This is a genomic window from Candidatus Nitrosopumilus sp. bin_68KS (assembly GCF_054095825.1).
Map to the genome: position 1 here is coordinate 1 of NZ_JBSWSP010000023.1, position 20,631 is coordinate 20,631.

Genomic DNA, 20,631 nt, shown 5'->3' on the forward strand with positions numbered 1-20,631 from the left:
GAAAAACTAGAGTCACTACCAGAACCAATCACTGAACCAGAACCACCTTCCAGTCCTAGAGGTTCATTACCAAAAGATTCAGCAGAAGAGCTTCCTCAAGAACTAGATCTTGCACCAGAACCAATCATAGAACCAGAAGAGGATGAAGCAACCCCTGAACAATTATCTCAATTAAATGAATTACAACAACAAATTGATGAGTTAGAAAATATTTTATCAACCAATATTATATCTACGCCTGAACCAGAAGAGGATGAAGCAACCCCTGAACAATTATCTCAATTAAATGAATTACAACAACAAATTGATGAGTTAGAAAATATTTTATCATCAAAACTAAATCCTACTAAAGATAATCCTGTCAAACCGACTCCTCGCACTAAAAAATCCTCAAAATCAACAGATAAAAAAATTGAACAAAAAATCATTAAAAAATTACAAAAACAAAATCAAAAACTTGATCATATTGAGAATAAACTCCATAAATCTACCAATAAAACTACCGAATCTAGTATACTTGACGCATATTGTGTGAAATGTAAAATTAAAAGAGTTATAGAAAATCCAAAAGAGACTACTATGAAAAATGGTAGGCCCGCAATTCGTGGAATATGTTCAGTTTGCAAATGTAAAGTTTTCAGAATAATTAAAAAGAAAAAATAATTTAATTACATCTGACCTGATTGCCATGCTTGATTGAATCTTTTGATAGCTTCTTGGTATGCTGTAATTGAATCATCACCTGAAGTTGAAAGAAATTTTTCCCATTGCTCATTAAATTTCTTCACTGATTCTATATTGGTCTCTTTGAAAATACCTTCAATCATTTTTGTTTGTTGTTTGATATATTGTGGGCCAATTTCTTCCCAAGTAGTCTCCCAACTAGAACTAACTTTTTTTAATAATTCTGCATCAGATTCTAATGCTTTTTGACATGCATCATGATATGTCATCAAAGTTTCATTGGTGGCTTTTTGCCATTGTGCTAGGGATTCTTTCCACCCATTTAATGCAGAATTATATTCCCTCCATGCTTTCTCAAATTCTGGTTTTTTTGATGGTGCCGATTTAACTTGTTTTTTGGGCTTTGGTGCTACTTTTTTTACTGGTTTCTTTTTAGCGATTACTTTCTTTCGTGCCGCCATATCTTAGTTAAAAAAATAGTAGATGTTAAATCTTTCAATAATATCTAGATTTGAAAAAATTATTAAATTTCTCATTAAAACTTTGATGCTTTGGAGAATTTCGGTATGTGTTTTTCATCTTTATTTTTAAATAATTCATAGTGCTCTTTGCAAAGATTTCTTGTTTCTCTAAAACTTATGCTTACTGTCTTAATTGCTTTTAATTTGCATTCTGAAATACTGCATTTCAATAAGTTGAATAACTCTCAATTAGTAATAAAACTTTGAAATTATATAATTACCAGTGGTAACTTTTTATCAATGCAAAATGTCAAAAAAATATGAATGATGATGAAAAAGGAAAGCGATTTTTAGAATTAATTGATAAACAAAATAATCTTCAGTGGAGCACTGTTGCAAAACTATCTTCATTAATTAAATCAAAATGGAATTCAACTGAACTCCAAAATGAACTTGAAGAATTAGTCAAAGAGCATTCGATGATTACTAAAGAATTAAACAGTCTTGATGAAAATAGCAGTATTTTATAGCGCCGAGTCTACCATTAATGCAATAAATAATACTGCCAAATAAGGGCTTGAAAATTTAAACAATGTCCATGAAGCCTTTTCCATAGGTTTGGCTATGACCCAAATTGATAAACCAATCATTAATGCGCCTGACGCAATTGCAGTCCATAGATATACACTACCTACCATTGCATCCCCATTTTCTGTACTAATAAAAAATGGTGCAATTGAAAATAATACCATAACAACAGTAGATCCTGCTATAGCTCGTGCAGATGTTTTTTCAGATTGTACTGCTGTTAGCATTGGAACATTCACTTTATTATAATCATCTTTGAAATGTAATGTTAAAGCCCATATGTGCATTGGAATCCAAATGAATACTAATCCTGCCATTGCAAGTCCCATTGTCCATAAATCAGACATGCTAACAGCCACCCAACCAATCATTGGAGGTGAACCACCGCATAATCCACCTAAAATTATGTTAGTTCTAGAATTTCGTTTTAGAGCATATGAATAAACTAGAATATTATTTACTAATCCAAATGCAATGAATCCGGTTGCCCATAATCCTTGTTCCAATGTAGTAGTAAAGGAAATTCCAAATGCTAAAACTAGTGATATTCCTGCTAAAACTAGTCCAAAATTCCTTGCTTTTTCAGCAGGGTAGATTCTTTTTGATGGGAGAGGTCTGCCTTTGGTTCTTTCCATGATGGCATCAATATCCCTATCATGATAGTTAGTCAATGTATTTGCAGCAGCTGAACCTGCAGCAACTGAAAATAACATAAGTAACCAAGTTGCTGGAGAAATTTCAATTCCATAAATGTTAGATGCTGTTAATGCTGCGCCAAATGCCGTAAATACAAGTAGGTACCAAATTTTGGGTTTTGTTAATTCATAATAAACTGCAACCCGGGATTCAGACTTTTGCTTTTGCAATATCAGTCACTACCCTTTGATGGCATATATGGCATTGCTTTCATACGTGATTTCATCTCAATAAAGGACTCTGAAGACTGAATTCCTTCTATTCTTCCAATACGTTCTGAGACCATCTTATGCATCTGATCCAATGATTTTGAATACATTGTTACCAAAATATCAAATCTTCCCGTGACTTCTGCTACTTCTCTCACTCCATCAATTTTGAATAATTCTTCAATAATGTGATCACGTTTTTTTGTATCCATATTAATTCCAGTTAATGCTTTAACATTATACCCAAGTTCGGCATCATTAACATCAATTGTAAATCTTTCAATTAACTTTCTTTTAACTAATCTTTTGATTCTTGAATAAACGACTGATGAATTAACATTAATTTTCTTTGATAATCGAGGAACTGAAATTGATGCGTCATTAGATAATTCTGATAAAATTTGTAAATCTAAATCATCTACTTTTACCGTTTAAAACACCTGAATCGATCTAGATTTCTGGTTCTTATAAAGTTATTATTGTAAAAATTACAAAAAATTATCTAAATCTTGCCTTTTTTGTATAGCATTTCTGCAAGTAATACTGCACCTTTTGCTGAACCCATTTTTTTGTTGTGAGAAAATAACATGTATTTGAGACCGTTGTCAAACAGTTCTTCTTTCTCAACTCTTCCTATTGTTGTAGTCATTCCATCCCCAACAGTTCTTTCCATTCTAGGTTGAGGTCTTGTAGGATCTTCATGGAATGCATAGTAGTCTTGTGGAGCAGAAGGTAGACCTAAAACAGAAATATCTTTGTTGCACTGATTGTAAGTCTCTTTTGCCATTGCCGGATTAATTTCCTTTGTAGTTTCAACAAAAACCGATTCAGTGTGTCCATCTATTACTGGAACCCTAGTGCAAGTACAACTTATTCTAATATCTGCTTCTTCAATTTTACCATCTATTAGTTTCCCTAAAATTTTCCTTGTTTCCTGCCTTACCTTTCCTTCTTCTTTTGGAATGTATGGAATTATGTTATCTGTAATCCCCATTGCAGAAACGCCAGATTTTCCACCACCTGAAATGGCTTGCATTGATGTCATCATGACTTTCTTTGCCCCGTATTTTTCAAGTAATGGTTTTAATGTGATTGCTAAACCTGTCGTTGTACAGTTTGGAAGAGGTGCTACCCATCCTTTCCAGTTTCTATTCTTTTTTTGAATTTCAAGTAATTCCGTCTGCTCATCATTTATTCCTGGAATTAGTATTGGAACATCATTTTCATATCTATATGCTGAACTAGTTGAGATTACTGGTAAATCAGCTGCCATTTTAGTCTCAATATCTCTGGCAGCTTCTGATTCAACTGCAGAAAATACCAAATCTAATTGGGATACATCTAATTCATCAATCCCTTTTACTGTCATTTCTTTGATATATTCTGGGATTTCTCCTCCAACATCCCATGCAACAATTCCACTTGCATCTTTTATTGCATCTAGGTATTTTTTACCTGCAGAGCGCTCAGATGCTGCAATTTGAGTCACCTCAAACCATGGATGATTACTTAATGATTGTACAAATTCTTGCCCAACTGACCCTGTCACCCCAATAATTGCAACTCGTTTTTTAGCCATAATGTAATAATTGGCTTCTTTCAATTAATAATCGTTTTCTGATTTACCACAACATACTAAATCGGCTGATTCTATTTGGAACTGTGAAAATAAGAACAAAATCTTCCATAATTAGACATATTCCTGTAATTCATGGAGGAAGAAATCCTTTAAAAAATTCTGTTCCACAAATACTGGATTTTAGTTCAAATATCAATCCACTAGGAATACCCAATTCTGTAAAAAAAATACTCAAAAAAAATTTTGATAATATTGCAAGCTATCCTGATATAGACTCATCTGAATTAATTTCTAGCCTAAAAAAATATACTAATTTGGATAAATCTAATTTACTGGTTGGTAATGGTGCAATTGAAATAATCTATAATTTTTGTTATGCATTTTTACCTGCAAAAAAAACTTTGATTGCTATACCAACTTTCCAAGAATATGAAACAGCTGCAAAACTAAACAATGCTAAGATATCTTATTTTAAAACACTAAATTTATCTGAAAATATAGACTCATTTATTTCACAAATCCCAAAAAATGGTTGTGTTTTTATTTGCAATCCTAATAATCCAACTGGAACACTCTTAGCAAAAAAATATTTGCTTGAAATAATTCAAAGAGCACAAAAACTTTCTTCTTTTGTATTTGTTGATGAGTGCTTTATTGAACTGGTCCCTGAATCAAATGAATCTGTAATTTCATATGTTAAAAAATATAACAATCTTTTTGTTTTACGTTCTTTGACTAAATCATTTGGATTTCCAGGATTAAGAATTGGATATGCTGCAGGATCAAAACAAATGATTGAAATATTAACTAAAATTAAAATTCCTTGGAGTGTTAATTCATTGGCACAAGATGCAGCAAAAATTTCCCTTCAAAATAAACCTCACCTAATAAAATCAAAATTAATTATTAAAAAAGAACTCAACTATTTAAAAAATAAAATCAATAAATTAGATGGTTTTGAATGTCATGACTCATCAACAAATTTTATTCTAATTAAAACAAATCATGATTCCACACAAATACAAAAAAAATTACTTAAACACAAAATTCTAATTCGTGATTGTAAAAATTTTAGAGGATTAAACAATCATTATTTTCGTATTGCTGTAAAATCTCACAGAGATAACCTAAAACTAGTAAAAGCTTTGGAGAGTCTTGTATGAAATCATTAATGATTCAAGGAACATCTTCCGGTGCAGGAAAAACAACACTAGTTGCAGCACTTTGTAGAATTTTTTCAGACAAAGGATTCAGTGTTGCACCATTCAAATCTCAAAATATGTCAAATTTTGGATGTATCACGCCTACATTTGAAATTTCTCGGGCTCAAGCTATTCAGGCAATTGCTGCTAGATGTGAAATTATACCTGCCTTGAATCCTATTTTGCTAAAGCCTTTAGGAAATTACAATAGTCTTGTATATCTAAATGGAAAACGCTACAAAAAAATGCATGCTAAAGATTATTATGAAAAATTTGTAAATACTGAAGGAATTAAAATTGCAATAAAATCCTTGAAAACTTTGCAGAAAAAATTTGATTTGGTTATTATCGAAGGAGCAGGCTCACCTGCTGAAATCAATTTACAAAAATTTGATATTGCAAATATGAGAATTGCACAAAAAGCAGATGCTTCAGTATTACTTGTTTCTGATATTGATAGGGGTGGTTCTTTTGCAAGTCTTGTGGGCACAATGGCTTTAATTGATAAAAAATATCAGCAACTTGTAAAGGGTTTCATATTTAACAAATTTCGAGGCGACCTAAATGTACTCAAACCAGGATTTAAAAAACTCAAAAACATCACAAAGATTCCTGTTATTGGAACTATTCCATTAATGACTTTGGATTTACCCGAAGAAGATTCTCTAAATGCAAAACCCAAAAATATTGCATGGACTAGGAAAAATCTTTCAAAAATTGATATGGAATTAGATAGATTAGCAAAAATTGTCAAATCAAACATGGATATTAAATCACTTGAGAAGATGATACAATGATTCTTGAATCAATTTCTATCATCGGTATTGCAATTTTCATCGATTTATTATTTGGAGATCCTAAAAATAAATATCACCCTACTGCTTGGATTGGAAGATTACTTGCAATCTTAACGCCTGTTGCAAAAAATCAAAATAATATAATTGAAAAAGTTGGGGGAATTTTGATCATTACTATTACATCCATTATCGTCATTTCATTCCTTTTGCTTTTGAATTTTGGAATTTCTATGATCACATTTGATATTATTTCTATAGTTGTATCTGTAATTGTCGGTGGGTTATTACTAAAAACAACAATTGCTATTAGAGGAATGGAAAAACATGCAAATAGCGTCCTTGAATCACTTGATGAAGATAATCTAGAGAAAGCAAGAACAAATCTATCTATGATTGTAAAGAGAAATACTAAGAATTTAGATAAAAATCATGTAATTTCAGGCGTGCTTGAGAGTATTAGTGAAAATACTGTTGATGGAATTACAGGTCCTTTATTCTATTTTTCAATTTTTGGCTTACCTGGAGCATTTGTGTATAGAGTAATCAATACTGCAGATTCAATGATTGGATACAAGACACAACTCTTCAAAAATGTAGGGTGGTTTACTGCAACTTGTGACACCATTTTAAACTACATTCCATCACGTTTAACTGGATTAATTATGATCATTTCTGCCGCTATACTTCAAAATAATTGGAAGGAATCATACAAAATAATGATTCGTGATGGTAAAAAAACTGAAAGCCCTAATGCCGGATATCCAATGGCAGCACTTGCAGGAGCTTTGGAAACAAAATTTGAAAAGATAAATCATTACAAGTTAGGTGATGGAGAAATCATACTAACAAAAAAACATGTATCCTCTGCAATAACTATGATGAAACTTACTTCAATTCTTTTCTTTGGAATTGTGACAATACCAATTATTACTATATTGTCATTCATTGGCTGGTGGGTTCATGTTTAAAGAAATTGGATCTATTTTTTCATTCTTAACAATACTTCCTTCATCAAATACAACATTAGAAAATATTGCAAAATTCATGTATCTTTTTCCTCTTGTTGGAATTGTAATTGGTCTTTTAGTTGGTTCTTTGGGTTTTGGATTATCTTTCTTTTTAGATCCATTACTAGTCAGCTTGTTGGTTGTAGCTTCAATTGCTATTGTAACTGGAATTCATCATGCAGATGGATTAGCTGATTTTGCTGATGGACTAATGGTCAAAGGAAGTAAAGATAAAAAACTCAAAGCAATGAAAGATCTTTCTACTGGTTCTGCTGGAATTGTAGGGATTGTATTATACCTCATCGGATTAGTTATTACAATTTTTCTTACTACTGGTTTTGATTTGTTTAAAGCTATTTTGATAAGTGAAATTTTAGCAAAATTCTCAATGGTACTAATGGCAAGCCTAGGAAATTCAGCCTCTTTAGGCTCAAATTCATCCTTTGTACAAATAATGAAAGATAAGAAAAAACTCATTGCTGCATTCATAATTATGCTTATTCCTGTGATTGCTATTGGAGAAACTACTGGACTAGTGATGCTTGGAGTATCTGTAACTCTAACTATTTTTCTTTTAGCCATCTCTACTCGTAGTTTTGGTGGAATAACTGGTGATGTACTTGGTGCAACAAATGAACTTACAAGATTGGCTTCATTAATGGTGTTTGTATCTATATGATTGGTATTGTTATGGCAGGTGGTAAGGGAACTCGTATGAATTTAGATGGCGAGAAACTTTTACTCAAATACAAAAAGCCTATAATCTTGCATGTAGTTGATTCATTAAAAAATTCAGATTTATTTTCAAAAATTTTAGCCATTACTAGTACAAATTCACCTAAAACAAAAAAATTACTAGAAGAAAATAATATTGAAATTTTTGACACTCCTGGAATTGGTTATGTTGAAGATCTAAATTTAGTTCTAAAATCATTAGATGATGTAGTTTTGATTACTTCTGGTGATTTACCATTACTCGATGATGATATTATTCAAAAAATTATTAGTCATTATGATTCTAAAAAAATATGGACAAGCATTCTTGTGACTAAGAAATTTTTATCTTCACTTGGACTTGAATCAAATTACCCACTAAATTTTGATAATCAAGTCTGTCATTACACTGGAATCTCTCTAGTAAATTCAAATAAAATCACATCGCTAGAAAATTTAGAAGAGAATTATATCATTATAGATGATAAAAGAATTGCATTTAATCTAAATTCAAAACAGGATTATGATTTACTCAGCACTACCTGAGACTTTACCGTTTATTTTGGCTTTAGAACCAGTTGCTTCTGCTATAGTGTTTCCACAGGAATTACATGCAACTTGTGTTGATGCATGAGAATAAACTACTTGTAATTCGCCACATTCATCACAGTTGACTTTTTGGAATTTACTTGATGGTTTAGGAATTTCAATATGATCTTTCTTCATGCTGCCACCAACTCAAATTTCTTAATTCTGATGCCTTTTTTATTGTATTTCTTTTTACAAACAGTACATGTCATAAGAGGAGTAACTTTCTTTGTAACTTTGGCTGGTTTTGCTAATTTTGGAAATTTTTGTCCACCATATCCCTGTTTACGCTCTGCGTGTCGACGTTCGCCTGCTGCAGAACCACGTCTTTTTCCAGCCTTGTAAATGGAGACCTTTTGTTCAGTATGTGTTTTACATTTTGCACAATACTTTCTGATCACCTTAGGAATGTTCATATCAAAAAAACCTCTTCAACCGTAATTTAAGCATTGAATCTATAATAGGCGCAAAATCCAATTAACAACTGTGACTTCGAGCCTAGCAACTTCGATCTCCTCATTGAATTCAGTAGCAATGGGTGACAAGAAAGCCGATCTCATTTTAAAAAATTGCAATTTACTATCAGTCTATACCAGAGAAACCCTCCCAAAAACTCAGATTGCAATTATTCATGATAGAATTGCATATGTTGGTCCTGATGCTTCTCATACCCAAGGTCCAAAAACAACTGTACTAGATGTAAAAAACAAATATGTTTGTCCAGGGTTTGCAGATCCTCATCTACATATTGATCAATTTGTATTGCCATCAGAATTTGTAAAACAGGCACTTCTTTGTGGTGTTACTTCTTTATTTTCTGATCCGATTGACATTGTTAGTGTTGCAGGATACAAAGGTTTTCAAGAATTCCTTAAACTTGGTGAAGACTTGCCGATAAGAATTTTTCAAGTCATACCAGGAGGTTTACCTGTTGATGCAAAATTTAGCAACAGCAATTCACTTACATTATCACAGGAAAAATCTGCAGTAAAGCACCCTCATGTTCTTGGTTTGGGTGAAGTTTTTTCATGGACCAAAGTAATTCTTCGTGAACCCAAAACAATGAAATCCATTTCCTCTATGCTAGAGCTTGATTGCATTATTAATGGTCATACTGCTGGAGCAAGTGAAAAAAAACTTAATGCATATGTTTCCTCTGGTATTCTCTCATGCCATGAACCAATCAATTTTGATCAAGTATTAGAAAGATTACGTCTTGGAATGTGGATTATGATAAGAGAGGGTTCCATTAGACGAGATCTGAAGGAAATAATTCCACATGTTTTGTCTCATGGGACGTATCTTAATCGCTTAATGTTTTGCTCTGATGGTCTTGATCCCCTTGATATTACAAAATTTGGTCATATTGATCACTGTGTTAGAGAATCTATCAAACTTGGCCTCAAACCAATTGATGCAATTACTATGGCATCAAAAAATAATTTTGATTATTATAACATGGGAAAAGATCTAGGTGGAATAGCACCGGGAAAATTAGCAGATATTCTAATCTTAAATGATCTAAAATCAATAAAACCAATCAAAGTCTTTGTGGGAGGAAAACTAGTAGTAGACGATGGAAAAATTATTGTCACAATCAAGAAAAAAACAATATCTCCGTGGTTTAAAAAAACTGTCAAACTAAAAAAATTCACCAAAAATGATTTTATTATAAAATCAAAAAAGAAAGATGTTCTTGCAAATACAATTTTTATGCAAACTGAAATCATTACCAAGTTAGGTTCTGCAGAACTTCATTCTAAGGAAGGTCAAATTTCTGCCTCTTTAGATTCTGATGTTTGGAAAGTTTCAGCCTATGATAGAATTCATGGTACAAATCAACATTCTATTGGATTTCTTGAAAATTTTGGAGCTGATATCGGTGCATTTGCTTCTAGTTGGAGTTTTCATGAAAATGATATGGTTGTTATTGGTTCTGATGATTCTGATATGGCTCTTGCTTCAAATCATATCATAAAGAATCAAGGTGGACTAGTTGTAGTGAAATCAGGCAAAATCCTAGCATCTTTGCCATTACAATTTGCAGGTATAGTTTCTACGGATTCTTTTGAAAAAGTTTCATCAAATTTTGAAAAAATCAATAACACTATTGTTGATTTAGGGTGTAAATTCTCAAGACCTCATCTGATTCCATTATTCTTACCATTCTTGGCTTTACCTTCTGTTAGAATTCTCTCAGGAGGAATTGTTGATGTGAAAAAACGAAGTTACATTCAACCTATCAACTAAGTAATGTTAAAAAGGGGGATTCAGGGGATTGTAGCTGAATCTAAATGGCATCAATTCAACAAGGACCAAATGGACCTGTTTTAGTTCTTAAAGAAAGTGCACTACAGCAAAAAGGTAAAGACGCACAGCAAAATAACATCGCAGCAGCAAAATTAGTTGCAGAATTAGTAAAAAGTAGCCTTGGACCTAGAGGCCTTGATAAAATGTTAGTTGATTCCTTAGGTGATGTTACTATTACAAATGATGGGGCAACCATTCTAAAAGAAATTGACGTTCAACATCCAGCAGCAAAAATGATTGTTGAAATTTCTAAAACTGTTGATAATGAAGTAGGAGACGGTACAACATCTTCAGTAGTTTTTGGAGGTGCACTATTGGCACGCGCAGAAGATCTTCTCAAAAAAGACGTTCATTCATCAACCATTGTAGATGGTTTCCAAGCAGCTGCTGATAAAACTCTTGAAATTTACTCTGAACTAGCAAAAAAAGTTCAACCTGATGATAGAGACTCTCTTATGAAAATTGCAACTACAAGCATGCAATCAAAATTAATCTCTGAAGACAGTGGCATACTATCAAAAATAGTAGTTGACGCAATTCTTAGTATCGCTACTAAGAAAGGTGATGTATATTCAGTTGATCTTGAAAATATTAAAGTTGAAAAGAAATCAGGCGGTTCAATTCAGGATACGCAAATTGTCAAAGGAATTGTTTTAGACAAAGAAATTGTTCATAGTGGAATGCCTACAAAAATCGAAAATGCCCATATTGCACTAATTAACTCCGCATTAGAAATTGAAAAAACTGAAATGAGTTCAGAGATTAGAATTACAGATCCGACTCAAATGCAGATGTTCTTAGAAGAAGAAAATAGAATGATAAAATCAATGGTTGATAAATTACATGATGTAGGTGCCAACGTTTTGATTTGCCAAAAAGGAATTGATGATATTGCACAACATTATCTTGCAAAATATGGTATCATGGCAGTTCGTCGTGTTAAAGAAAGTGATATGATAAAATTATCTAAAGCAACTGGAGGTAGAGTAATTAATAATCTTGATGATCTATCAGAAAATGATTTAGGTTCTGCAAAATTAGCTCATCAAAAGAAAGTTGAATCTGATAAATGGGTATTCATTGAGGGTTGTAAACATCCACAATCTGTAACTATGTTAATTCGTGGCGGTTCTCAAAGAGTAATTGATGAAGTCGATCGTTCAATTCATGATTCTTTAATGGTTGTAAAAGATGTAGTTGAAAAACCCGAAATTGTTGCAGGTGGCGGTGCCCCTGAAGCATATGCTGCATCATTACTCAAAGATTGGGCAGATAATTTTGATGGAAAAGAGCAACTTGCAATTAAAAAATATGCCGAAGCACTGGAAGTAATCCCATTAACTATTGCAGAAAATGCTGGAATGGATCCAATTGATACTATGGCTAATCTACGAGCAAAACAAAATCAAGGTAGAAAATGGACTGGAATCGATGCTAGAAATACCCAGATTGCAGATATGATGGCCATTAATGTTATAGAGCCAATTGTAGTTAAAGAACAAATAATCAAATCAGCTACTGAGGCAGCATGTATGATTTTAAGAATCGATGACGTAATCGCTACATCTGGTGCTCCAGGTGGCGGAATGCATTAAATGCATAATTTAGTTAAAACTAAAACCTTCTAATCTTCATTATTTACTAATGTACAAACTTGGTGTAGATTTAGGTGGCACTAAAACTGAAGCAATTTTACTTGATGAGAATCTTAACGTTTTGGAAAGAAAAAGAGTTCAAACACCAAAAAATAATTATGAAGAAATACTCGACAACATTTCATCTTTAGTTTTAGGACTAACTGAAAACATTCCTGATTTCTCCATTGGTGTTTGTACGCCTGGCACCATCTCTAACCAAACAGGATTAATCAAAAATAGCAATACTCAATGCTTGATTGGAAAGCCAATAAAAAAAGATCTAGAAAAAAAGATAGGAAAAAAAATTTCTATTGAAAATGATGCTAACTGTTTTGCTATGGCAGAAGCTACTTTGGGTGCTGCAATTGATTATGGTTTAGTTTTTGGTGTTATTATGGGCACAGGTGTTGGTGGTGGCATTGTAATTGATAAAAAACTCCATTCTGGTAGAACCAATATTGCAGGAGAGTGGGGACATCACATCTTACATCGTAATGGAAATTTGTGCTATTGTGGAAAAAGTGGGTGTGTTGAGACTTACATCAGTGGTCCAGCTTTAGAAAATGAATGGAAAACACAAACTGGCAAATCAATATCTTTGATTGATATTTTATCTAATATTGAAAATGAAATTGATAAGAAATGGAAAGAAGACTTTTTAGAAAATTTTGGATATGCTCTTGCAAATGTAATTGATATTTTAGATCCTGACGCAATTGTTATGGGTGGTGGATTGTCAAATATTGATTTTTTATACACTGAAGGAAAAAAGTCCGTTTATGGAAAAGTGTTTTCAGATTTAGTTGATACGCCTATTTTGAAAAACAAATTAGGTGATTCTGCAGGCGTGTTTGGTGCAGCTCTCTTAACTTAATCTTTTGGACATCCATCTATTTTTTGGATATAGTATCCATTAGTCATAATTTCAATTTCCATATCTTCTGGAACTGACTGTGTGTGACAAAATCTACATTCTTCTGTGTTTACCTTTGCAGTTTCTTCCCCAATTCCATTTAACCATTCTTTTGCAAACGAAATTGCTTTTTCTGTATCGCTATTGTCTGTAACTACATCAAAATGCATGGTATGACCGTCTTTTGCTTTCACATATGTGTCAAAAACATGAAAATCCATATCAATTCAAAATTTTAGGAATATTTATTTTTAATTTTTAGAATTTTATCTACTATCTCAATAACATCTATATCTAATTCTGTGGTAATCAAAATTAATCCTGCTCCTCCAATAGGAATTGTAATACGAAATATTTTCTCATATTTTGCTAATGCAAAAATTGGCTTACCAATTTTTTCTGATGTTTTCTTTCGTGTAGACCATCGATACACTGCTTGAGATAATGACATTTCAGTTTCTTCTCTTGATAAATGACTTTGTAACCCTACTTTCATCTTGTCATAGAGTTCTCCATAATCATAAACTCCTACATATCTGATTTTTTCATCACACTCTAAAATATCATCACAAATTTTTTCATATTCCAAAACTATCACTACTGTGGCTCAATTGTTGCAGGAGGTTTGCTGGAAATTGTATATGTTACCCAAGTAACATCTTCAATCTCGTTTGTTATTCTATTACTCATCTTTTCTAAAAGACCATGAGGTAGTCTAGTCCAATCTGCAGTCATTGCATCAATTGAATCTACAACTCTAATCATCACAATATTGCCATATCTGCGTTCATCCCCCACAACTCCTACTGCCCTATCATCACCTACCGCAGCATATGCTTGCCATACCTTATCATACAAATTTGCCTCTAGTAATTCATCCTCAACAATTCTACTGGCTATTTTTGCAATCTTTAGTTTGGTGGGATTAACTTCTCCTATTATTCTAACAGCTAACCCTGGTCCCGGGAACGGATGTCTCATGAAAAGTTTTTCTGGAACTCCAAGGATTTTTGCTATCTTTCTTACTTCATCCTTGTATAATTCCCTTAATGGTTCTAAAATTTCTAAATTGAGCCAATCTGGTAACCCCCCTACATTGTGGTGAGATTTTATTACTGCTGCAGGACCTTTTGAAACTCCACTTTCAATTACATCTGGATATAATGTGCCTTGAGCCAACCATTTGAAAGGGCCATTTTTTTCAGCAAACTCTGTAAAAACATGAATAAATTCTTCTCCTACAATCATCCTTTTCTTTTCTGGATCTTCTATTCCCTTGAGTTTTCTAAGAAATTGTTCAGCAGCATCAACTGAAGTGAAATCAACTTTGAAATTATCTTTGAACATCTCCTCAATTTCTTTTTCTTCATTTAGTCGTAATAGTCCGTTATTTACAAAAACACACTTTAGTCTATCTCCAATTGCTTTGTGAATTAATAGTGCAACTACTGTGGAATCTATTCCGCCACTTACTCCACATAATACATTTCCTTCAATTTTAGAAATTTTTTCTACTGCTGTATCTATGAATCCCTCCATAGTCCAATCTTGTTTTGCCCCACAAACTTTTAAAACAAAATTCTTAAGAATTTCAGTTCCTTGTTCTGTATGTACCACTTCAGGATGGAATTGAATTCCGTAAATAGATTGGTCTTCTGATGCAATTGCAGCAGCTTTTGCACCTTCAGTATGTCCAATTACCCGAAATCCAGGTGGAATTTGCTCTGCTTCATCTCCATGACTCATCCATGCTCTAACTGATTCCCCAATTCCATTTAGTAGATCTTTATCATTATCTATTGTAAGTAGTGATGAACCATATTCTTTATTTGCTCTTTTTACTTTGCCACCGTACTTGTTTACAATTAATTGATGACCATAACAAATTCCAAGTAATGGTAAATTCATTTCAAAGATTTTATTTTCAGGAACTGGCGCATCTGAACTATAAACACTTGATGGACCTCCTGAAAAAATTATTCCTTTTGGATTAAGTTTTTGCAATTCCTCATAAGTGATATCAAAAGGTACAAGTTCTGCATAAACTGAAAATTCTCTAATTCTTCTGCAAATCAAATGGCTATACTGTGACCCAAAATCTAAAACTACGATTTTATCCATGTTATCACTTTTTGATATTTTCAAGCATTCTAGTTAATGACCATCCTGCTGTATTGATTAACTCGTTGACTCTTTCTTTTTGTCTGTAGTTTTTAATTATAATTTCTCGAATATCTGTTCCGTTTTTGTTAATTATATAATCAATCATTGATTCCTTTTGGATTTTTCCATTTTCTGCTTCTTGAAAATCCTTCTTTTTCATTTCTCCAATTATTCTATCTAAAAAGAATGATTTGAAGGGAGGAGTATCTGCATTTATCTCAATTTCATTTTCTAAAACTATGGATAGTTGTTCTACTGTGACATATGCATTGGCAATTATTTTGCCATCATTTACTCTTTTAATTGGAATTGAATTTTCTACGGGCTTTACAATTTTTTTTGGTTCAGGTTGAATTTCTACCTCTTTTTTAATTTCCAACTGAGAAGCTTTTGTAAAACTAGAATCTTTAAGGAATGAATCTAAAACAGTGATGTTTTTTTCTAGCATTTCAATGGATTCTTGATGTTTGTCAATTTGCTCGATCAAACTTTCTTTCAAAGCAGCAATTTCCTTTACCTGCTCTGGTGAAAATTTCATAATTTGATTAATGGGGGATGGGTATTAAATGCATTCTAGGTAATTATAATATCCAGTTCTTTGTATGATATTTTTTTAAATCCTTTAATTGACTTTGATGTGGTAAATAATTCTGATTTTGTGATAGTTGATAACCATTCTAAAAGATATTCCCCTTTTTTTAATTTCATTAATTTCGTTTTCCTTTCTATTTTCTTTGTATTGGAAAATTTTCCAATTTTATTTCCAAAATCCATTCCAAATAAAATAATTTTTTTTGCCTTAAAATAATTAGCAAGAAAAACTCCTCTATCACCATCAGTAAATCCCCCAAAATTTTGAATCTTACTAAAAGGTTTTGATTGCGTTGTACCAATATAATTTTTAAATTTTTTTACAATCTCTAGCTTTCCAATATTATCACCATGTGCATGCACAACAAAAATCGATTTTGTTTTCCCAATTTTTTTCAATGTGATTTCATCCCCATCTAAATCAGTAATTATGATGTCTGGAATAATTCCATTATCTACAAGTGGTTTTAGTGCACTATCTGCTGCAATTTTAATAGATTCCCTGTATTTTCTTAATCTTGGAATTGCAGTCGATAATGATGGACCCGAACCAATAACAAAAACAGTATTTCCTTGAATCAATTGAATTATTTTTTCAATGGCATCTGATTTTTTTAAAAGAGAGTTTAACTTGACAGCTGATTCAACATCTTTTTTTTCAGAATAATTGAATTCCTTTAAAATATCTGAGTATCTCTTTTTCCAACCTAAAACCATCATATGACTCAAATTGCATTAGATTTGATAAACCATGTGGCAAAAATTGCAAATGTAGGCGTAGGCGGAAAAAATCCTGTACGTATTATGGGAATTTTAAACACAAGCCCTGAATCTTTTTACAAAAAATCCATTCATACAAGTACAATTCAGATTAAAAACTCAATAAAGGAGATGGAAAATAATGGTGCAGATTTTATTGATGTAGGTGGAATGTCTACTGCACCATATCTTTCTACAATAATATCTGAAAAAATTGAATCAAAAAGAGTTCTTTCTGCAATTAAAATAATTCAAAATGTTTCCAACCTTCCAATCTCTGTTGATACATGTAGGGCTAAAGTAGCAAAAGATGCTTTGGAAAATGGAGTTGAAATAATTAATGATATTTCAGGATTAAAGTATGATAAAGAAATGCAAAAAGTGGTGTTAAAGCATTCACCATCTCTAATTTTATGTGCATATCACTCAAAAACCGTTTTAGGCAATCCTGTAACTTCAGTAAAAAAACTTTTTAGAGAAAGCTTGAAAATTGCCAAAAATTCCCATGTCCCATTTGATAAAATTGTGTTAGATCCTGCCATTGGATTTTTTAGAAAAACAGGACAAGGACCATTTTTTACCAAAATTAAATCTGATTGGGTAAAAAGGGATATAACAATTATTCAAAACTTGAAATCTGTTAAACAAAATTTCCCTATTTTAATTTCAGTATCTAACAAATCTTTTCTGGGAAATATTTTGGGAAAAGAGAATCCTGCTGATCGATTATTTGGATCTATTGCAGCAGAGACCATCTCTGTAATTAATGGCGCTGACATAATTCGGACCCATAATGTACAGGCAACCAAAGATGCAATAACTATAGCATCTAAATTAACAAAACAACACAAAGGCTTATAATCAATATTCAACTTTCTTAACAAGGTTTCATTGGAATTCAAAGAAGGATTAACTTTTGACGACGTTCTTCTTGTACCCAAATATTCCGATATTACAAGTAGAAGTCAAACTGATCTATCTACAAAATTATCACGAAATATCACAATAAACATTCCATTTGTGAGTGCAAATATGGATACTGTAACAGAGTCTTCTATGGCTGTAGCCATGGCTCGTGCTGGAGGTATAGGTATAATTCACAGATTTTTGACTATAGCAGAACAAGCACATGAAGTTCTCAAAGTAAAGCGCTCAGGAAGTATAATGATAGAGAACCCGTATTCTATTACTTCTGATAAGTCAGTTCAAGATGCACTTGATTATGCCAGTGATATGGAAATTTCTGGTCTTTTAGTAGTTGACTCTAATTCTAAATTAATTGGAATAGTTACTGAAAGAGATCTACTTTTTGCTGATCCTAAACTTCGAATTGAAGATATTATGACTAAAGATGTTGTAACTGCAAAATTTGGAGTTTCTCTAGATGAATCTAAAGAAATTTTACATCAACATAGGATTGAAAAATTACCCATTGTTGATGATTCAGGAATTATCAAAGGATTGATCACAAGTAAAGATATTACAAATAACGCAGATTTTCCTAATGCTTCAAAAGATAAGAAAGGTCGTCCCTTAGTTGGAGCAGCAGTTGGTGTTAAAGGTGACTTTTTAGAAAGAAGTGAATCTCTTTTAGAAGCAGGTGCTGATGTACTTGTTGTAGATATTGCACATGGTCATAGTGAAAATGCAATGAGTACAATTCGTAATATCAAAAAAGCATTCCCAAACTGTGAACTAATTGCAGGAAACATTGCAACTGCACAAGGTGCTGAAGATTTGATTAAAGCAGGTGTTGATGCAGTAAAGGTTGGTGTTGGTTCTGGCTCAATTTGTATTACTAGAGTTATCACTGGTTCAGGTGTTCCACAATTAACTGCAGTAATGGATTGTGCAAAAATTGGAAAAGAATATGGCATTCCAATAATTTCTGATGGTGGTACAAGAACTTCTGGTGATGCAACAAAAGCATTAGCTTCTGGTGCTTCATCTGTAATGGTTGGTAGTATGCTTGGAGGTACTGATGAATCTCCTGGAACTGTTTTGACTAAAAATGGAAAACGCTTCAAAGTTTATCGTGGAATGGCCTCTTTAGCTGCCTCAATTGGTAGAAAATCAAAAGAAACAGGCTCAATTTCACTTGATGATGACCTTAATGATTATGTTGCAGAAGGAGTTGAAGCCATGGTTCCTTACAAAGGTACAGTTACTGATATTCTCAAGCAACTAACTGGTGGAGTTCGTTCAGGTTTGAGTTATTGTGGTGCACACTCAATTCCACAAATGCAAGAAAATGCTGAATTTATTAAAATGTCAAGAGCTGGGTTTGCAGAAAGTCAGCCTCATGACGTTTCTTTGATGTAGGTATTATAGATCTAAAATCCCCATACTGGAAATACATACAAAAAATTCCCTATTATGGCTAACATAAAAGCTGTAAGTAGAGCGAATCTTACTATTTTATTAGGAATTTTGTATAACATAAACACTAAACCAAATGCCATAATTGGCAGAAAGTAGATCATGTAATAAGCAAAAGTATCTCTGATCATATCTACCAGTAAATATGGAATAAAGAATGCTAAACCAGCTATGATGAAAACTATTCCTTTTTCGATATGTTCATCATTCCTAATTCTTTGGAAAATACTATACCCAACAAGAACAATACAACTCCAAAACCCTACGTGCCAATATGAATAATTAATTCTTGATTGTACCCATAACGTTGGATATTCTTTTTCATGCATTTCAAACATTTCATCATCAAGGTATACTTTTTCATACCCATATCTTAGATGATGAATTGTCTCGCCACCTGAAATAGGTAAAAATGAAGCTATAAACTGATTAACAGGGGTTTCATTTTGTGAGTAATATCCCTTTGTCAGTAATATTTGTAAATGTTGGATTGGATTTTTCACTTCGTCCATGTAGTTAAAATCACTAATGTTTTTTTCTAATAATTCTGTAGTAGTTCTTGTAACATCAAATCGCATTACTCCAAATTCTCCATTTTCATTTACTGTATAATATTCTGGATGTCTAGTAGTATATTCCAGAACTGTAATTGTATTCTCATAGATCATCAAAGGAACAATGAATGATGATATTATTATTAGAATAGATATTGCTGGAATTTTAAGAAATGTGATATTTTGTTTTTTAATATTATTTGAAATATTCATGAAGATTTCTTGTCTATTTTTTATTGAATGATAAATCACAATAAAAAGAACAAAAAATATTGCTGTTTCTTTAATTATTGCTGATAGTCCAATGAATAATGCAGCAAAATAATATTTCTGTTTAAAATAAAGATAGATTGAGATAAAACCCATTGCCATTACGGGAATATCTCTTAACATTAATGACGAAGAAGTAAAAATTACAGGACTAAAAGCAAGTATTATTGAAGTTAATAATGCAATTTGCTTATTTGAAGTATGTTCTATTACTTTATAGGAAAAAAATAAAAACAACATTCCAAAAATTACTATTGGGAATCTCCATGAGATCCAATTATCTCCAAAGATATAGACAAATGGTGCTACAATAAATGATAAACCTGGTAATTGATATGGTGAATGATCAATTCCTATCATAAACCATCTCATAAAATTTGTAAAAAATAGTTCGTCTAATACCTCATAATTAGGATGTGAGATTACAAACATGTGAATTGAAAATGATACTAAAACAACGTGAATGATACTTATTTTTTGTAATTTATTTGTGATTAGATCTAAAGCTTCCATAATCTCATACTTGAAAT

The 20,631-nt window shown here is 32.2% G+C and carries 24 protein-coding genes and 1 pseudogene; 12 read left to right on the forward strand and 13 right to left on the reverse strand.

Annotation, left to right across the window (positions count from 1 at the left end; translation table 11 throughout):
• Window positions 1–663: DUF5679 domain-containing protein (locus ACW9W3_RS09110; protein WP_457765833.1), on the forward strand; the 663-nt coding region annotated here is incomplete at its 5' end.
• Window positions 664–668: 5 nt separating this feature from the next.
• On the opposite strand, the gene ACW9W3_RS09115 is transcribed toward ACW9W3_RS09110, so the two are convergent.
• Window positions 669–1,145, reverse strand: coding sequence for a hypothetical protein (locus tag ACW9W3_RS09115; RefSeq protein WP_457765834.1), 477 nt, complete (start codon window positions 1,143–1,145; stop codon window positions 669–671).
• 320 nt (window positions 1,146–1,465) lie between these two features.
• On the opposite strand from ACW9W3_RS09115, the gene ACW9W3_RS09120 reads away from it, so the two are divergent.
• Window positions 1,466–1,675 carry a hypothetical protein gene (locus ACW9W3_RS09120; RefSeq protein ID WP_457765835.1) on the forward strand — a complete coding sequence of 70 codons (210 nt, stop codon included), beginning with the start codon at window positions 1,466–1,468 and terminating at the stop codon, window positions 1,673–1,675.
• Here ACW9W3_RS09120 and cyoE read toward each other — a convergent pair.
• From cyoE to asd, 4 genes and pseudogenes are all read right to left on the reverse strand, one after another.
• The gene (gene cyoE / locus ACW9W3_RS09125) at window positions 1,670–2,599 is read right to left on the reverse strand and encodes a heme o synthase (RefSeq protein ID WP_457765836.1); all 930 of its coding nucleotides are present in this window, start codon (window positions 2,597–2,599) and stop codon (window positions 1,670–1,672) included. The two genes, ACW9W3_RS09120 and cyoE, sit on opposite strands and share 6 nt — an antisense overlap.
• Window positions 2,600–2,601: 2 nt before the next feature.
• Window positions 2,602–2,850: an Lrp/AsnC family transcriptional regulator gene (locus tag ACW9W3_RS09130; protein WP_457765837.1), complete on the reverse strand. Its 249-nt coding sequence runs from the start codon at window positions 2,848–2,850 to the stop codon at window positions 2,602–2,604.
• Window positions 2,851–2,976: 126 nt separating this feature from the next.
• A pseudogene (locus ACW9W3_RS09135) lies at window positions 2,977–3,039 on the reverse strand (Lrp/AsnC family transcriptional regulator); the annotation flags it as partial.
• A gap of 101 nt (window positions 3,040–3,140) precedes the next feature.
• Window positions 3,141–4,217, reverse strand: coding sequence for an aspartate-semialdehyde dehydrogenase (gene asd, locus ACW9W3_RS09140; protein WP_457765838.1), 1,077 nt, complete (start codon window positions 4,215–4,217; stop codon window positions 3,141–3,143).
• Window positions 4,218–4,300: 83 nt separating this feature from the next.
• Here asd and cobD point away from each other — a divergent pair, with 83 nt between their 5' ends.
• Genes cobD through ACW9W3_RS09165 form a run of 5 tightly spaced genes read left to right on the forward strand, consistent with a single transcriptional unit; the run spans window position 4,301 to window position 8,483 of the window.
• The gene (cobD, locus tag ACW9W3_RS09145) at window positions 4,301–5,380 is read left to right on the forward strand and encodes a threonine-phosphate decarboxylase CobD (RefSeq protein WP_457765839.1); all 1,080 of its coding nucleotides are present in this window, start codon (window positions 4,301–4,303) and stop codon (window positions 5,378–5,380) included.
• On the forward strand, window positions 5,377–6,216 hold the full coding sequence (locus ACW9W3_RS09150) for a cobyric acid synthase (protein WP_457765840.1): 840 nt from the start codon (window positions 5,377–5,379) through the stop codon (window positions 6,214–6,216). The genes cobD and ACW9W3_RS09150 overlap by 4 nt, the downstream gene beginning before the upstream one ends.
• A complete protein-coding gene (locus ACW9W3_RS09155; protein ID WP_457765841.1) occupies window positions 6,213–7,184 on the forward strand; it encodes a cobalamin biosynthesis protein in 972 nt (323 codons plus the stop codon). Before ACW9W3_RS09150 ends, ACW9W3_RS09155 begins: the two co-directional genes overlap by 4 nt.
• Window positions 7,177–7,902, forward strand: coding sequence for an adenosylcobinamide-GDP ribazoletransferase (gene cobS / locus ACW9W3_RS09160; protein WP_457765842.1), 726 nt, complete (start codon window positions 7,177–7,179; stop codon window positions 7,900–7,902). Before ACW9W3_RS09155 ends, cobS begins: the two co-directional genes overlap by 8 nt.
• Window positions 7,899–8,483 (forward strand): NTP transferase domain-containing protein, encoded by a 585-nt coding sequence (locus ACW9W3_RS09165; protein ID WP_457765843.1) that lies wholly within the window; start codon window positions 7,899–7,901, stop codon window positions 8,481–8,483. The genes cobS and ACW9W3_RS09165 overlap by 4 nt, the downstream gene beginning before the upstream one ends.
• Here the strand turns inward: ACW9W3_RS09165 and ACW9W3_RS09170 are convergent.
• Complete coding sequence (locus tag ACW9W3_RS09170) at window positions 8,466–8,663, reverse strand: 30S ribosomal protein S27e (protein WP_457765844.1); 198 nt, start codon at window positions 8,661–8,663, stop codon at window positions 8,466–8,468. The two genes, ACW9W3_RS09165 and ACW9W3_RS09170, sit on opposite strands and share 18 nt — an antisense overlap.
• Window positions 8,660–8,941, reverse strand: coding sequence for a 50S ribosomal protein L44e (locus ACW9W3_RS09175; protein WP_457765845.1), 282 nt, complete (start codon window positions 8,939–8,941; stop codon window positions 8,660–8,662). Before ACW9W3_RS09175 ends, ACW9W3_RS09170 begins: the two co-directional genes overlap by 4 nt.
• Window positions 8,942–9,059: 118 nt before the next feature.
• Here ACW9W3_RS09175 and ACW9W3_RS09180 point away from each other — a divergent pair, with 118 nt between their 5' ends.
• From ACW9W3_RS09180 to ACW9W3_RS09190, 3 genes are read left to right on the forward strand one after another with little or no spacing between them, the layout of a single operon-like run.
• Window positions 9,060–10,775 carry an adenine deaminase gene (locus ACW9W3_RS09180; RefSeq protein ID WP_457765876.1) on the forward strand — a complete coding sequence of 572 codons (1,716 nt, stop codon included), beginning with the start codon at window positions 9,060–9,062 and terminating at the stop codon, window positions 10,773–10,775.
• Window positions 10,776–10,819: 44 nt separating this feature from the next.
• Window positions 10,820–12,430 (forward strand): thermosome subunit beta, encoded by a 1,611-nt coding sequence (thsB, locus tag ACW9W3_RS09185; protein ID WP_457765846.1) that lies wholly within the window; start codon window positions 10,820–10,822, stop codon window positions 12,428–12,430.
• A 49-nt stretch (window positions 12,431–12,479) separates the two neighbouring features.
• Entirely contained in the window at window positions 12,480–13,346 is an 867-nt protein-coding gene (locus tag ACW9W3_RS09190; protein WP_457765847.1) for an ROK family protein, read from the forward strand.
• Here the strand turns inward: ACW9W3_RS09190 and ACW9W3_RS09195 are convergent.
• The 5 genes from ACW9W3_RS09195 to ACW9W3_RS09215 are packed head-to-tail and all read right to left on the reverse strand — an operon-like array spanning window position 13,343 to window position 16,859.
• Complete coding sequence (locus ACW9W3_RS09195) at window positions 13,343–13,606, reverse strand: DUF2024 family protein (RefSeq protein WP_457765848.1); 264 nt, start codon at window positions 13,604–13,606, stop codon at window positions 13,343–13,345. The two genes, ACW9W3_RS09190 and ACW9W3_RS09195, sit on opposite strands and share 4 nt — an antisense overlap.
• Before the next feature lie 14 nt (window positions 13,607–13,620).
• Complete coding sequence (locus tag ACW9W3_RS09200; protein ID WP_457765849.1) at window positions 13,621–13,983, reverse strand: hypothetical protein; 363 nt, start codon at window positions 13,981–13,983, stop codon at window positions 13,621–13,623.
• Window positions 13,983–15,506 (reverse strand): glutamine-hydrolyzing GMP synthase, encoded by a 1,524-nt coding sequence (gene guaA, locus ACW9W3_RS09205; protein WP_457765850.1) that lies wholly within the window; start codon window positions 15,504–15,506, stop codon window positions 13,983–13,985. Before guaA ends, ACW9W3_RS09200 begins: the two co-directional genes overlap by 1 nt.
• A gap of 4 nt (window positions 15,507–15,510) precedes the next feature.
• On the reverse strand, window positions 15,511–16,086 hold the full coding sequence (locus ACW9W3_RS09210; RefSeq protein ID WP_457765851.1) for a hypothetical protein: 576 nt from the start codon (window positions 16,084–16,086) through the stop codon (window positions 15,511–15,513).
• 35 nt (window positions 16,087–16,121) lie between these two features.
• Window positions 16,122–16,859, reverse strand: a complete 738-nt coding sequence (locus ACW9W3_RS09215; RefSeq protein ID WP_457765852.1) for a 6-hydroxymethylpterin diphosphokinase MptE-like protein — start codon at window positions 16,857–16,859, stop codon at window positions 16,122–16,124.
• 33 nt (window positions 16,860–16,892) lie between these two features.
• On the opposite strand from ACW9W3_RS09215, the gene folP reads away from it, so the two are divergent.
• Entirely contained in the window at window positions 16,893–17,759 is an 867-nt protein-coding gene (gene folP, locus ACW9W3_RS09220) for a dihydropteroate synthase (RefSeq protein WP_457765853.1), read from the forward strand.
• Window positions 17,760–17,789: 30 nt separating this feature from the next.
• Window positions 17,790–19,220: an IMP dehydrogenase gene (gene guaB / locus ACW9W3_RS09225; RefSeq protein ID WP_457765854.1), complete on the forward strand. Its 1,431-nt coding sequence runs from the start codon at window positions 17,790–17,792 to the stop codon at window positions 19,218–19,220.
• An 11-nt stretch (window positions 19,221–19,231) separates the two neighbouring features.
• Here guaB and ACW9W3_RS09230 read toward each other — a convergent pair whose 3' ends face one another.
• Window positions 19,232–20,614, reverse strand: coding sequence for a glycosyltransferase family 39 protein (locus ACW9W3_RS09230; protein ID WP_457765855.1), 1,383 nt, complete (start codon window positions 20,612–20,614; stop codon window positions 19,232–19,234).
• Between the last annotated feature and the right edge of the window lie 17 nt (window positions 20,615–20,631).